14 protein-coding genes are annotated in these 13738 nt (G+C 70.7%); 10 read left to right on the forward strand and 4 right to left on the reverse strand.

The window, feature by feature from the left end; all coding sequences use genetic code 11:
• Complete coding sequence (locus tag CyaNS01_RS12975) at positions 1 to 441, reverse strand: rubredoxin (protein ID WP_225875684.1); 441 nt, start codon at positions 439 to 441, stop codon at positions 1 to 3.
• Between the two features lie 103 nt (positions 442 to 544).
• On the opposite strand from CyaNS01_RS12975, the gene ndhC reads away from it, so the two are divergent.
• Genes ndhC through CyaNS01_RS12990 form a run of 3 tightly spaced genes read left to right on the forward strand, consistent with a single transcriptional unit; the run spans position 545 to position 2245 of the window.
• Positions 545 to 907 carry a photosynthetic/respiratory NAD(P)H-quinone oxidoreductase subunit C gene (ndhC, locus tag CyaNS01_RS12980; protein ID WP_186697425.1) on the forward strand — a complete coding sequence of 121 codons (363 nt, stop codon included), beginning with the start codon at positions 545 to 547 and terminating at the stop codon, positions 905 to 907.
• Positions 908 to 915: 8 nt separating this feature from the next.
• Entirely contained in the window at positions 916 to 1695 is a 780-nt protein-coding gene (gene nuoB, locus CyaNS01_RS12985) for an NADH-quinone oxidoreductase subunit NuoB (RefSeq protein WP_186697427.1), read from the forward strand.
• Positions 1688 to 2245, forward strand: a complete 558-nt coding sequence (locus tag CyaNS01_RS12990) for an NAD(P)H-quinone oxidoreductase subunit J (RefSeq protein ID WP_186697435.1) — start codon at positions 1688 to 1690, stop codon at positions 2243 to 2245. Before nuoB ends, CyaNS01_RS12990 begins: the two co-directional genes overlap by 8 nt.
• On the opposite strand, the gene CyaNS01_RS12995 is transcribed toward CyaNS01_RS12990, so the two are convergent.
• Both CyaNS01_RS12995 and yvcK read right to left on the reverse strand, forming a co-directional pair.
• Positions 2239 to 3054: a sulfotransferase family protein gene (locus CyaNS01_RS12995; protein WP_186697437.1), complete on the reverse strand. Its 816-nt coding sequence runs from the start codon at positions 3052 to 3054 to the stop codon at positions 2239 to 2241. The genes CyaNS01_RS12990 and CyaNS01_RS12995 overlap by 7 nt on opposite strands.
• Before the next feature lie 22 nt (positions 3055 to 3076).
• Entirely contained in the window at positions 3077 to 4447 is a 1371-nt protein-coding gene (yvcK, locus tag CyaNS01_RS13000; RefSeq protein WP_186700817.1) for a gluconeogenesis factor YvcK family protein, read from the reverse strand.
• 209 nt (positions 4448 to 4656) lie between these two features.
• Here yvcK and CyaNS01_RS13005 point away from each other — a divergent pair, with 209 nt between their 5' ends.
• Positions 4657 to 5403, forward strand: a complete 747-nt coding sequence (locus tag CyaNS01_RS13005; RefSeq protein ID WP_186700820.1) for an ABC transporter ATP-binding protein — start codon at positions 4657 to 4659, stop codon at positions 5401 to 5403.
• 3 nt (positions 5404 to 5406) lie between these two features.
• On the forward strand, positions 5407 to 6432 hold the full coding sequence (locus CyaNS01_RS13010; RefSeq protein WP_186697439.1) for an MlaD family protein: 1026 nt from the start codon (positions 5407 to 5409) through the stop codon (positions 6430 to 6432).
• Here CyaNS01_RS13010 and bchD read toward each other — a convergent pair.
• Positions 6419 to 8545: a magnesium chelatase ATPase subunit D gene (bchD, locus tag CyaNS01_RS13015; protein WP_186697441.1), complete on the reverse strand. Its 2127-nt coding sequence runs from the start codon at positions 8543 to 8545 to the stop codon at positions 6419 to 6421. The genes CyaNS01_RS13010 and bchD overlap by 14 nt on opposite strands.
• Before the next feature lie 109 nt (positions 8546 to 8654).
• On the opposite strand from bchD, the gene CyaNS01_RS13020 reads away from it, so the two are divergent.
• From CyaNS01_RS13020 to CyaNS01_RS13040, 5 genes are all read left to right on the forward strand, one after another.
• Positions 8655 to 9164 carry a DUF1993 family protein gene (locus tag CyaNS01_RS13020; protein WP_186697443.1) on the forward strand — a complete coding sequence of 170 codons (510 nt, stop codon included), beginning with the start codon at positions 8655 to 8657 and terminating at the stop codon, positions 9162 to 9164.
• Between the two features lie 65 nt (positions 9165 to 9229).
• The gene (gene folK, locus CyaNS01_RS13025; protein ID WP_225875958.1) at positions 9230 to 9799 is read left to right on the forward strand and encodes a 2-amino-4-hydroxy-6-hydroxymethyldihydropteridine diphosphokinase; all 570 of its coding nucleotides are present in this window, start codon (positions 9230 to 9232) and stop codon (positions 9797 to 9799) included.
• Between the two features lie 29 nt (positions 9800 to 9828).
• Positions 9829 to 11559, forward strand: coding sequence for a DUF6798 domain-containing protein (locus CyaNS01_RS14800; RefSeq protein ID WP_186697444.1), 1731 nt, complete (start codon positions 9829 to 9831; stop codon positions 11557 to 11559).
• A 55-nt stretch (positions 11560 to 11614) separates the two neighbouring features.
• A complete protein-coding gene (locus CyaNS01_RS13035) occupies positions 11615 to 12175 on the forward strand; it encodes an NUDIX hydrolase (RefSeq protein ID WP_186697446.1) in 561 nt (186 codons plus the stop codon).
• On the forward strand, positions 12175 to 13680 hold the full coding sequence (locus CyaNS01_RS13040; protein WP_186697448.1) for an FAD-binding domain-containing protein: 1506 nt from the start codon (positions 12175 to 12177) through the stop codon (positions 13678 to 13680). The genes CyaNS01_RS13035 and CyaNS01_RS13040 overlap by 1 nt, the downstream gene beginning before the upstream one ends.
• The last annotated feature ends 58 nt before the right edge of the window (positions 13681 to 13738 follow it).

Consider the following 13738-nt stretch of genomic DNA (forward strand, 5'->3'; position numbering starts at 1 on the left):
TCAACGCAGGGAATAGAGGGAGAGGAAAAAGGCGAAGGCCAGGGCGAATCCCCCGAAGATCAACACATTCTTCTGCCCCGGGGTGAGCCGATTGACCCCGAGGCCGAAGTTGAGGTTTTCCTCAAAGCCGCTGGGCTTGCTGCGCGGGCCGATGTCCATGAAGGCCCCCACCTTGCTGCGGCACACCGGGCAGCGAAAGGCAACGGGGTCGAGATCGGAAAACGGCGTCCCCGGGGCAATCGCCAGTTTCCTGACGCCCTCGGCCGGGTCATAGACGAAGCCGCAGCTGCGGCACTCGAAGCGGTGGCTGTCGGGATCGTCGACGGGCTCGCCGGGAACCGAGTCCGGTGGAGCCGGAACCGCCTGCGGAGCAGAAGCGGCCGGCTCAGCCGGCTGCTGGGCAGGGATCTCCTGCCCCTGCGGAGTGATCTCTTCGGTCACCGGAGTCGGGCTGGGGGACCTGACTCTAGGAACCATGCTGCAAGCGAGGCCGTGGCTTTCCGGTTGCAGATGCCAGACTGCGCGCCACGTTGGGCTCGCCCCCATGTTCGTGCTCTCCGGCTACGACGCCTTCCTCGGCTTTCTGCTGATTTCGGCTGCCGTTCCCGTGCTCGCCCTCGTCGCCAACAAGCTGCTGTCGCCCACCAGCCGCGGCGGCGAACGGGAGATCACCTACGAATCCGGGATGGAGCCCATTGGCGGAGCCTGGATTCAGTTCAACATCCGCTATTACATGTTTGCGCTGGTCTTCGTGATCTTCGACGTGGAGACCGTGTTTCTGTATCCCTGGGCGGTGGCCTTCCACCGGCTGGGGCTCCTGGCCTTCATTGAAGCCCTGGTGTTCATTGCCATCCTTGTGGTGGCCCTGGCCTATGCCTGGCGCAAAGGCGCCCTCGAGTGGAGCTGACGGAACCCATGACCCTCACCCCCCAGACCAGCCCCAGCATCGACGCGCTGCGGGACGTGCGTGCCGCCAGTTGCGGCCCCGTCGGCAGCCCGGCTGTCACCTCGGATCTGTCGGAGAACGTGATTCTCACGACCCTCGATGACCTGCACAACTGGGCCCGGCTCAGCAGCCTCTGGCCCCTGCTCTACGGCACGGCCTGCTGCTTCATCGAGTTCGCGGCCCTGATCGGCTCCCGCTTCGACTTCGACCGCTTCGGTCTGGTGCCCCGCTCCAGCCCCCGCCAGGCCGACCTGCTGATCGTGGCCGGCACGGTGACCATGAAGATGGGCCCGGCCCTGGTGCGCCTCTATGAGCAGATGCCTGAGCCGAAGTACGTGATCGCCATGGGGGCCTGCACGATCACCGGTGGCATGTTCTCGGCCGACTCCACCACCGCGGTGCGGGGCGTTGACAAGCTGATTCCCGTGGACCTCTACCTGCCCGGTTGCCCGCCGCGGCCCGAGGCCATCTTCGATGCGGTGATCAAGCTGCGCAAGAAGGTGGGCAATGAGGCGCTGGCTGAGCGCGGCAACCTGCGGCCCACCCACCGCTACTGCACCGTGGCCCACCAGATGACGCCCGTCGAGCCGATCGTCACCGGCGCCTATCTCGAGGCCGAAACCCAGCGCCGGGCCCTGGCCGCCGCAGCCGGCCTGCCGCTCGGCAGCCTCGAAGCCGAGGCAGCCAGCACGGAGCCCGTGCCCGCTGCTGAGAGCCCCCCCCCCACCGCCGAGTCAAGCGATGCCTGAGTCCGCCCCCAGCCCCGAAGCGCTCGCCTCCGTGGAGCCCGGGCCAGTGAGCCGGTGGCTGCAGAGCCAGGGCTTTGACCACACGGTGCTGCCCCCGGATCACCTCGGCGTGGAAGTGCTCGGCGTTGAGCCGGCCTTCCTGCCACTTCTGGCCACCGCCCTCAAGGCCGACGGCTTCGACTACCTGCAGTGCCAGGGCGGCTACGACGAGGGGCCAGGCGGCCGTCTGGTGAGCTTCTACCACCTGGTGAAGCTGGGTGTCCTCGCTGACAGCAGCGCCGGCCTGGCCAAGCTGCCCGCCGAGGTGCGGCCCCAGGAGGTGCGCCTCAAGGTGTTTCTGGCTCGCGACGGCGCCCTCACCATCCCCAGCCTCTACGGCCTGTTCCGCGGCGCCGACTGGCAGGAGCGCGAGACCTTCGACATGTACGGCATCCAGTTCGAAGGCCATCCCCATCCCAAACGGCTGCTGATGCCGGAGGACTGGAAGGGCTGGCCGCTGCGCAAGGACTACGTGCAGCCTGACTTCTACGAGATGCAGGACGCCTACTGAGCCGGCACGAAGTGGCGCGGCCGGCGCGGGCCTCCCTGCCGCACCTGCGCCACTGTCAGGTTCCCCTCCAGCAGCCAGGGGTAGAAGAAGCTGAAGTCGTCGACGTAGCGCTGGCGCAGCAGCTGCACCAGCTGCGGTTGGGCCAGCAGTTGCTCGAGATCGGTGCTCTGGCCCTGGCGGCGGCTGTTCTTGTCCGGCAGCTGACGCATCAGGCCCGGCACGCCGGCGCGGCGGGCCCGCTGCACCAGGAAGGGCCAATGCAGCTCCAGGCTCTCGGCATAGGCCACCCAGGTGGGCAGGGGCTCCGCATCCAGGCAGAGGATCTCCGCCTGGGGCAGCACGTGCACATCGAGAGCCGCCGAATCCGCTGCGCAGAGGCGCTCGATGAACTGGGGCAGCGCCATGCCCCGCTCCACGCCGATGGCCCGCAGCCGGGCCGTGCAGCTGGGGTTTTCGATCACCTTGTTGTTGTAGGCCGAGAGCAGGCGATCAAAGGGGTTGCGCACCACCGCGAAGCTGAAGCAGTGCGCCCGCAGCTGTCTGGCGGTGGCGCGGTCCACGGGGCGGGCGATGCTGCTCGGCAGCAGATCCCAGAACTGGTCCACCTGGGAGGAGAGGGATTGCCAGGAGCGATGGGGCTGCAGCGCCCGCAGCAACCGCTGGCCCAGGCCATGGCGGTTGCGCTGCAGCTCCGGTCGGATCAGTCGGGTGAGGGCCGCCTTGACGCTGCTGTTGGCCGCCTTGGGCACGCGCCCATAGAGCAGATGGTGGCCGGGCAGGTGCAGAAAGTGGTGGTCAGAAGCCGCCATGGCCGGAGGCTACCTGGCTGGCTCAGGGATCCTGGCGCTGGGCCCTCGCCCGCCGCAGGTTGTTGCCGCGGTAGCTGCGATAAAACCGCATCACCGCCAAGGCCAGGCTGCGGGGGTCGTGGCGCAGCGTGGCGGTGGGCCGAGCCCCCTGCAGGGGTGCCTGCATCACCTGATAGCCCTGGCGCTGCAGCTTGCGGGCTTCGCAGCGGACCGGTTCGGCCCCTTTCTGGCGGTAGCGATCCAGCAGCGGCGTGTCGGCCAGGTTCTCCTGGGCCAGCACGGCATTGAACAGCCGTTGCTCGACACCGAGGCTGCCGAGCTGGGCCTCGATCGCGCGCAGGTGCCCTTCGACATCGAGGTGGTCGGTCTCGCCGGGCTGGGTCATCAGGTTGCAGATGTAGAGGCGGGGCGCCTTGCTGCGGGCGATCGCCGCCACCAGCTCCGGCACCAGCAGGTTGGGCAGCAGCGAGGTGTAGAGACTGCCAGGGCCGAGCACGATCAGGTCGGCATGGGCGATGGCCTCGATCGCCCGGGGCAGGGCCGGCGGGCGCTCGGGCGAGCAGCCCAGCCGCACGATCGGGCTGTGGGCATGGCCGATCGCCGATTCGCCCTCGATCCGCTCACCGCTCTCCAGCTCTGCCCAGAGGCGCACGTCGGCATTGGTGGCGGGCACCACCTGGCCCTGCACCGCCAGCACCCTGCTGCTGGCGGTGATCGCCGACTCGAGGCTGCCGGTGATCGCCGTGAGGGCCGAGAGAAAGAGGTTGCCGAAACTGTGCCCCTCCAGCCCCACACCCGACTGGAAGCGGTACTGGAAGAGTCTGGTGAGCAGGGGCTCCTCCCGGGCCAGGGCGGCCAGGCAGTTGCGGATGTCACCCGGGGGCTGCACCCCCAGTTCGCGGCGCAGCACACCGCTGCTGCCGCCGTCATCGGCCACGGTGACGATGGCGGTGAGGTTGCTGCTGTAGCGCTTCAGGCCACTGAGCAGGGTGGAGAGGCCGGTGCCGCCGCCCACGGCCACAATGCTGGGACCGCGGTTGAGGCGGCCCTGGGCAGCGAGGGCATCCACCAGATGGGTGCCCCGATCCGGGGCGAGGGCCTGCTGGATGGCGCCGAAGCTGCGGCTCTGTCCCAGCCAGATCATGGCGGCGCCGATCGCCAGGACCAACGGCCCGGTGATCCCCCTCGGCAGCACGGTGGTGAGGTTCTTGAGCAGCCACTGGATGCCGGCGATGGTCCAGTAGATGGGCTGCAGATCGGCCCACACCGCGGCCCCCAACAGGGCGATCAACAGGCCCAGCCCCGAGGTGAGCACCCAGCGTTTCACCACCAGGCCGGGCTGCAGCCAGCGCACCGCGCGCCGCGAACGGCTGACCAGATCGCGCTGGCGCAGCTCCCCCCGGCCAACCCAGCTGGCCCGTGGTCTGAGCCGGCGGGGCCGCCGCGGCCTGGAAGCCGGCGCAGGGGAAGACGAGGGCGTGGGACTGTGCTCAAGGAGCCAATCCAGTGTAGATCGGGCTGCAGGCGCGAGGATGAGAGGTGATTGCGCTGCCGCCGCTGGACTCCCCAGCCCCACCCCTGGCCGAACTCCGCAACCTCAGCATGCGCTGGGGCCGCACCACCGTGCTGGATGGCGTGAACCTCAGCCTGCAACCCGGCGAGCAGCTGGTGGTGGTGGGGCCCTCAGGGGCGGGCAAGTCGACGATCCTGCGGCTGCTCGCCGGCCTGCTGCTGCCCAGCAGTGGCAGCCTGCTGCTGCACGGCGAGCCCCAGACCTACCTGCGCATCGATCAGGAGAACCCGCCCGACGTGCGGCTGGTGTTCCAGAACCCGGCCCTGCTGGGCTCCCTCACGGTGCGCGAGAACGTGGGCTTCCTGCTCTATCGCTACGGCCGGCTCAAGGAGGGCGAGATCCGCCAGCGGGTGGCGGAAGCCCTGGAGGCCGTGGGGCTGAGTGGGATCGAGGAGCGGCTGCCGGGGGAACTGAGCGGCGGTATGCAGAAGCGGGTGAGCTTTGCCCGCGCCCTGATTCCGGCCCCCCAGCTGCTGGACTCGCCCCAGATGCCCCTGCTGCTGTTCGATGAACCCACGGCCGGGCTGGATCCGGTGGCCTGCACCCGCATCGAGGATCTGATCGTGCGCACCACAGCCGTGGCCCAGGCCAGCTCCGTGGTGGTGAGCCACGTGCACAGCACGATCGAGCGCACCGGCGGCCAGATCGTGATGCTCTACGACGGCATTTTTCGCTGGGCCGGCGATCTGGAGGCCTACCGCCATACCGACAATCCCTATGTGATGCAGTTCAGGAGCGGTAGCCTGCGCGGGCCCATCCAGCCTGCAGAGGCCTGAGCAATGCGCCGCTCTGTGCGTGAGGCGATCGTGGGATTCTCCCTGGTGGGAGCGATCGTTTCGGCGGTGGGCTTCTCGTTCTGGCTGCGGGGCCTCTCCCTCACCCGCCAGTTCTGGACGCTGAACGCCAGCTTCCAGCAGGCCTCGGGGCTGGCCGCACGCTCCCCGGTGGTGTACCGAGGGGTGATGGTGGGCAGCGTGCGCTCCGTGCGCGTCACCCCGGGGGCGGTGGAGGCCGACCTGGAGATCACCGATCCCAGCCTGAGACTCTCCCTGCCGGTCAGGGCTGAGGTGGTGCAGGGATCGCTGCTGGGCGGCGAGGCCCAGGTGGCCCTGATCAGCACCGGACCAGCCCCGAACGCCTCGGCGCCACCGCCCCGATCGCCCGACTGTCCTCGCGAGCAGATGCTCTGCGACGGCTCCTCGATCAAAGGCAGTGAGGCTGCCAGCCTGTCGACCGTGACCAACCTGATGCAGCAACTGCTGGAGCAGGGCGACCGGGAGCAACTGATCCAGAAACTGGCCGGGGTGGCCATCAGCGTGGATCAGACCTCCAAGCAGGCCACCGCCTTCCTTAAGGATGGCCAGGTGCTGGTGGGTCAGGGCGAATCGCTGGTGAACAGCCTGGATCGATCGGTGCAGGATGCCCAGCCCACCATCGCCAACCTCAATGCCAGCTCAGCCCACCTGCGACGGCTGATTGCCGCCCTGGACAATCCCAAGACCGTGGCCGAACTGCAGCGGACGGTGAGCAACGCTGAACAGCTCACGGCCCGCTGGGACGCCGTGGGCGGGGATGTGAACCAGCTCACCTCCGATCCCCGCTTTATGGATGGGCTGCGCAATGTGACCGTGGGCCTGGGCAAGTTCTTTGAGGAGCTCTACCCCGCCCAGACGGGAGCCGCCCGGGAACCTGCAGCGGATGCGGCCAGCGGCGGCGACAAAGCGCGGCACGGCCGCGGAACCCAGCGGCGTCCGAATGCTCCGGAGCAGGCTGCTGAGGCCTTCCCGATGCCTACACCGCGTTGATCGCCTCCATGGCGATGGCGGCGATGGCCTGATCGCTGGCCTTGGGCAGCTGCACGTATTTGCCGCCGGCAGCCTCGGCCAGCTCCTTGCCCATGCCGCTGCCGATGAACTTGCGCTCGGTGTCGATCACCAGCAGCTTGAGGCCGAGGGCGCGGTAGCGGCTGGCCACCTGCTTCACCTCCTCCTTGAGGTCCACTGGCTCCTCCCCCTCCAGCTCCGGTTGCCCCAGGGAGCGGCCCAGGGGCACGTTGCCGCGGCCATCGGTGATCGCCACCACCACCACCTGGCCCAGGTCGCCCGTGGCCAGGGCGTTGGCCCCCACCCGGGCCGCCTGGGAGAGGCCGTGGGCCAGGGGTGAGCCGCCGCCGCAGGCCATCGCTTCGAGCCGGCGGCGGGCAGCGGTGATCGAGCGGGTGGGGGGCAGCAGCACCTCGGCCTGCTCGCCGCGGAAGGGGATCAGGGCGACTTCATCGCGGTTTTCGTAGGCCTCCGTGAGCAGCCGGATCACGGCGCCCTTGGCGCTCTGCATGCGGTTGAGGGCCATCGAGCCGCTGGCATCCACCAGGAAGATCACCAGGGCACCGGCCTTGCGCTGCAGCTGCTTGGCCCGCAGGTCGCCGTCCTCCACCACCACCTTGCGGTGGGGCTGGCGCTCGCGGCGGCTCTTCTGATAGGGGGCCGCGGCCCGCAGGGTGGCATCCACGGCGATGCGCTTCACCGGACCGCGGGGCAGCATCGGCTTCACGTAGCGGCCGCGGGAGTCGCTGAACACCACGGCCCGGCTGCCGCTGCCGCCGGAGCGGGCCTTGGCGGCACCGAAGAGCAGCAGCTCGGGATCGATCGCCACGGCCTCGGGATCGAGCATGAACTCCTCCGGCACCGAGGGGGGCGCCTGGTCCTCGGGGGTGTCGTCCTCCTGGTCGGGCTGCTCGGGATCAGTGTCGTCCTCGGGCTCCGGCTCGCTCTGGTCGGGTTCGGGCGGCTGCTCTGGCGGCTGCTCGCCCTGGGGCGGCGGTGGCGGCGGCGGCTCCAGGGGCTGGTCGGGATCGGGGGGCGGCAGCTGCAGGGCCCGCGGAGCGATCACCAGCCGCACGGCCACCTGCAGGTCGTCGGCCTCGACGCGATCGCGGCCACTGAGGGCCGCATGGGCCCGGGCGACGCGCACGGCGTAGAGCTCGGAGCGGTGGCCCTCCACACCGCCGCGCAGGGCCTCGGTCACCAGGTAGGCGATCTGCTCGCGGCTGATCTGCACATCGGGCAGCCACTGGCGGGCCAGCAGCAGCTGGGTGGCGAGGGCGTCGGTCTCCTCCTGCCAGCGGCCCCGGAAATCCTGGCCCGACTCGGCATGGTCGAGGGCGGAGCGGGTGATGGCCACCCGCTGCTCCAGCTCCAGTGCCTGGTTGGCACTGAGGCAGATGGCGAAGCGATCGAGCAGGTGGTCGCGCACCGCCCCCTCCTCGGGGTTGTAGGTGGCGATCAGCAGGCAGCGGCAGGGGTGAGCCAGGCTGAGGCCCTCGCGCTCGATGCGGTTCTCGCCGCTGCCCACCGCCGCCAGCAGCAGGTTGGTGATGCCGTCATCGAGCAGGTTGAGCTCATCCACGTACACCACGCCGCGGTGGGCCTCGGCCAGCAGCCCCGGCTGGAACACCGCCTGGCCTCTGGCCAGGGAGGCGGCCACATCCACCGAGCCCAGCAGCCGGTCTTCGGTGATGCCCAGCGGCACCTGCACGAAGGGGGCGGGGATCACACGGGTGGGCAGCAGGGCCTGGGTGTCGCGGCCGCTGGGGTCGGCGCCCAGCTGCTGCAGCCGCTCGCGCACGGCCTCGTTCCAGTCGTCGGGGCGCTGGGGATCCACGTTGAGGGCCTGCACCGCCGCGCCGCCCAGATCGAGCACGTCGATGGGCGGCAGCAGGGCGTGCAGGCCCCGGGCCAGCACCGACTTGCCGGTGCCGCGGCCACCGGCGATCACCACGCCCCCGAGGCCCGGATCCACGGCGGCCAGCAGCAGGGCGAGCTTGAGGGTGCCGTGGCCGGTGATCGCCGCCAGTGGGAAGGAGCGATCAGCACCCTGGCCGGCCGGAGCCGGAGACGCTGCTGAGCCGCTGACAACCATGGGGCGCGGGCCGGAGGGGGAGGGAGGTCAGTCTGGCCGATGGGCCTGCAGGAACTCGACAACGGCACAGCCCTTAGCCTCAGGATCTGCTCACCGGCCGGGCCGAATCATGTCCCTCTCCATGCATGCGGCCGCGGTGCCGCCCCTGCAGCGCACCCTCACCAACCTGGCGGCGGTGCTGGCCAAGGCGGAGGCGCACGCCGAGGCCGGCGGCATCGATCCCGCCGTGCTGCTGGCCAGCCGCCTCTACCCAGACATGTTCCCCCTGACCCGGCAGGTGCAGATCGCCGCCGACATCGCCCGCCGCGGGGTGGCCCGCCTCGCCGGCGTGGAGGCCGTCGCCGTGGCCGATGACGAGACCACCTTTGCGCAGTTGATCGAGCGCCTCGAGGCCGCCGTCAACGAGCTGGGCGGCTACGCCCCCAACCAGCTGGAGGACAGCGCCGAGCGGGAGGTGAGCGTGCCGATCGGCCGCGGGCAGAGCATCACCATGATCGGCTGGCCATTCCTCTCCGGCTTCGTGCTGCCCAACGTCTACTTCCACACCACCACCGCCTATGGGATCCTGCGCCACAACGGCGTGGTGCTGGGCAAGCGCGATTTCCTGGGGGAGCCCTGAACGCAGGCGGGGTTAATCCAGCCGCTGCCAGCACCGCGGCGCCCGGGCCTTCCACGGCCATCGCCCTGGGGGCCAACCTGGGCGACCCGCTGGCCACCCTCACGGCGGTACGGCCGCTGCTGAGCCAGGTGCTGCAGCACTGGGCCGGGGCGGATCCGGCGGTGGGCTCCTGGCGGCTGCGCTGGTCGCCGCTGTTCCGCACCGCTCCCGTGGGGGGGCCAGCCGGCCAGCCGCCCTATCTCAATGCGGTGCTGCTGGCCAGCGGCCCTGGCGACGAAGGCGCGGCGGGGGCGCCGAGCGGGGGCGATCCGCTGCCGCTGTTGCTGGCCCTGCAGAGCCTGGAGGCGGCCTTCGGACGGCAGCGGCTGCAGCCCTGGGGGCCGCGCAGCCTCGATCTCGATCTGCTCTGGTGCGGCGGCCATCGGCGCCAGAGCGCCGCCCTGTGGCTGCCCCATCCGCTCTACCTGGAGCGCACCTTCGTGCTGGCGCCGTTGGCGGCCCTGGCACCGGAGCTGGTGCCGCCAGATGCCGGGCGCCGGGTGGACGAGCTGCTGGCCGAGCTGCTCGCTGCTGGGCAAGATGACGGCAGCCCGCCACCGCAACGGCTGGCCCCCCAGGTGGGCTGGCCGGAGTGAGGCTGGCCCGGGTGCCACGGACGCGGGTGATGCGGAAGACGGCCAGGGCAGCGACGGCCCTCTTCAATGGAGCAACCGTTCCCGCTGCCCCGATCACCAGCTCCCATCCACCCAGCCGCTGGCGCAGCGCCCTGGCCATCGGCCTGGTGATCACGGCCCTGGCCCTGTTCGGCGGCAATCTGGGCGACAACGAGGCCGGCAAGCTGGCCCTGGCCCGACAGGCCATCGAACCCGGCTGGATCCCCACGGACTGGTACCTGAACAACAGCCAGGGCTACCAGTGGCTGTTCCAGCAGTTGAGCGGCCGGATTGTGATCCTGCTGGGCTTCGTGCCGGGCTCGCTGCTGGTGCGGCTGCTGGGCTACGGGGCCTGGGCCTGGGCCCTGGCGGGCCTCACCGTGCCGCTTGGGCTGACGCCGGCGCTGGCGGCCCTGGCGGCGGCTCTGTTCAGCCTGCAGCAGGGGGTGGTGGCTGCCGAGTGGATGGTGGGCAGCGCCGAGCCGAAAACCTTCGCCTACGCCGCCGTGCTGCTGGCCTACGCGGCCTGGCGTGAGCGGCGCTGGTGGCGCTGCGGGCTCTACAGCGGCCTGGCCTGCTCCCTCCACCTGCTGGTGGGGAGCTTCGCGGTGGTGTCGCTGGCGGGGATGGCGCTGGCCAGGCTGGTGCTGGAGACCAGAACCAGGCGCGAGCCGGGCTGGGCTGGACTGGGCCGCTGGAGCGCCGGGGCGGTGCTGATGGGGCTGCCGGCGGGCTTGGCCGTGGCCCAGAAGCTGCTGGCGCCCAGCGTCACAGCGACCCCTCACAGCAGCGCCTCCCTGCCCTCCGCGGGCTGGATCTACGTGGTGCTGCGCAATCCCCACCACCTGCTGCCGAGCGATTGGTCGGCGGGCGACTGGGCCCGCATCGCTCTGCTGCTGGGGCTGTTCGTGCTGACGGCCGTGGCGGCTGGCGGCTGGTGGCCAGGGCGGTGGCGCCCGCGTTGGCAGGCGCGTTGGCAGGGGCCATTGCAGCCAAACGATCCGTGCCAGAGGGCCAGCCGTGACCTCGCTCTCTGGGTGGCGATGAGCTGGCCCCTGGCGCTGCTGGGGTTGCTGGCCAGCCGCCTCCCCGCCGCCCCAAAGCACGCCCTGCTCAGCCTCTACCTCTTCCGCCTGGCCGACACGCTGCTGATGCTGGGCCTGTGGCTGCTGCTGGCCGCCGTCCTGGTCAGAGCCGTGCGCCGCTGGGGGCCGGGCCGGAAAGCCCAGCGGCGGCTGCAGGCGGCACTGGTGGTAGTGGTTCTGCTGATCAGCCTGGGGGGCCTGGCCCGCGAGCTGCCCACGGCGGCGGCGGGCTGGCCGCGCCAGTTCGTGGCCAGCCTGGAGCAGGCGGAGCTGTACGCCTGGATCCGGGGCCACACCCCCAGGAGCGCTCTGGTGCTGGCACCACCTTCCGGCTTTGAGGACCTCTCCCTGCAGACGGGCCGGCCCGGCTTCGTGCAGTTCAAGCAGATCCCCACTTCCGCCCTGGCCCTTCAGACCTGGTTTGAACGCCTCACGGCCCTCGCCGGCGGCGATCGCGGGGTGTGGCAAGGCCCGGGCGGCTGGCAGGCCCGCGATCGGCTGCTGGCGGCCTACGGCGCCTTGCCGCCGGCCGCCCTGGGCCGCCTGGCCTACGACCAGGGCGCCAGCGTGCTGATCACCAGCTCCCAACACAGCGGGCCCGAAGGCTGGGCGCCGGCCTACCGCGACGGGCGCTGGACGGCCTGGCAACAACCCTGAGGGCTGCTGATCGCCCCCGAGCGCCATGCTGGGGACCAACCCCACCTCGCTTGCCATGGCGCCCCTGCCCGCTCCCGAGCCCGCGCGCCATCTCGACACCATCGCCACCCTGCAGGCCCGCAAACTGCGCTTTGAGGTGAACCGGGTGGCGCTGCCCATGGGCCTTGAGGCCAGCTTCGGCGTGATTCGCCACCCGGGAGCCTCCCTGGCGGTGCCGGTGCTCGACGACGGCCGCCTGGTGCTGCTGCGCCAGTACCGCTTCGCGGTGGCTACCAGGCTGCTGGAGTTCCCCGCCGGCACCCTGGATCCGGGCGAAACGCCCCTGAGCACGATGCGCCGGGAGCTGCAGGAGGAGGCGGGCTACAGCGCTGAGCGCTGGGATCCGCTCGGCACCCTGCTGCCCTGCCCCGGCTATTCCGATGAGGTGATCCACCTCTTCCTGGCCCGCCAGCTCACCGCCCTCACCGATCAGCCGCCCGGCGACGACGACGAAGACCTGGAGGTGCTGCTGCTGCAGCCCGATGAGCTGGAGGCGGCCCTGGCCAGCGGCGATGAATACCTCGATGGCAAGAGCGTGAGCGCCTGGCTGCGGGCCAAGCAGCTGCTGGGGCTCTGATGGCTACAGCGCAGAAGACTTCTGAGCGCTGGCTGTTCTGGCATCGCCGCGACCTGCGCCTGGCCGACAACCTCGGCCTGGCCGCCGCGGCGCGGGCCACCCCGGCCGTGACGGGCGTGTTCGTGCTGGATCCCGGCCTGCTGGAGGCGCCGGACCTGGCCCCCGCCAGGCTGTGGTTCCTGGCCGAGAGCCTCAGGGAGCTGGAGCAGCGCTGGCGCCAGGCCGGCAGCCGGCTGCTGGTGCTGCGGGGCGAGCCGGCGCTGGTGCTGCCGGCCCTGGCCCAACAGCTCGGCGCGGCGGTGGTGGCCTGGAACAAGGATGTGGAGCCCTACGGCCGCGAGCGCGACCGACGGGTGGCGGCGGCCCTGCAGAACCAGGGTCAGCGGCTGCTGGTGGACTGGGACCAAGTGCTGATCCCGCCGGAGGCGCTGCGCACCGGCCAGGGTGATCCCTACCGGGTGTATGGCCCCTTCTGGCTCAACTGGCGTGCTCAGGTGGCAGCCCGCTCCGGCCAGGGGCAGGCCAGCAGCGGCGGCCTGGAGCCCGTGGAAGCGCCCAGCGCTCTGCTCGATCTGGCTCCGTCCCAGCTGGCAGCGCTGCTGGAGGGCGCCAACGAGGCGTTGGCGCTCGTGCGCCCCGATCCCCACACCGGGCTCCATCTGCCCCACAGCTTCACGGGCAGCGATCTCTGCCCCTGCCGCCCCGGCGAAGCCGCCGCCCTGGAGCAGCTGCAGGCCTTCTGCGATGGCGGGCCGCTGCTGGGCTACGAGCCGGGCCGCAACCTGCCCGGTGAGGCCGGCACCTCCGGGCTGAGCGCAGCACTGAAGTTCGGCAGCCTCAGCCCGCGCCAGGCCTGGGCCGCCGCCCAGCAGGCCCGCCAGCTGGCCCGCAGCAGCGAGGCCGAGCAGTCGATCACAGTGTGGGAACAGGAGCTGGCCTGGCGCGAGTTCTATCAGCAGGCCCTGTTCCATTTCCCCGAGCTGGCCGATGGCCCCTACCGGGCCAAGTGGCAGCGCTTCCCCTGGGAGAACGATGCAGGGCGGTTCCAGGCCTGGTGCGACGGCCTCACCGGCGTGCCGATCGTGGATGCGGCGATGCGGCAGCTCAACGCCAGCGGCTGGATGCATAACCGCTGCCGCATGATCGTGGCCTCCTTCCTGGTGAAAGACCTGATCTGCGACTGGCGAATGGGCGAACGCCAGTTCATGCGCCATCTGGTGGATGGCGACCTGGCCGCCAACAACGGCGGCTGGCAGTGGAGCGCCAGCAGCGGCATGGACCCCAAACCGCTGCGCATCTTCAACCCCTTCACCCAGGCCGCCAAGTTCGACCCGGAGGCCAGCTACATCCGCACCTGGCTGCCGGAGCTGCGCCATGTGGCCACGGCCGATCTGATCAGCGGTGCCATCCCCACCCTGGAGCGGCGCGGCTACCCCGAGCCGATCGTGAACCACAAGGAACAACAGGCCAGGTTCAAGGGGCTGGTTGCGGCACTGGGGCGCTAATTGTTAACCGAGGGCTGCCCCAAAGAAGATGGGCAAGCTCTATGCAGCGCTCGCCCTA

Source organism: Cyanobium sp. NS01 (assembly GCF_014280235.1).
Classification (GTDB): Bacteria; Cyanobacteriota; Cyanobacteriia; order PCC-6307; family Cyanobiaceae; genus NIES-981.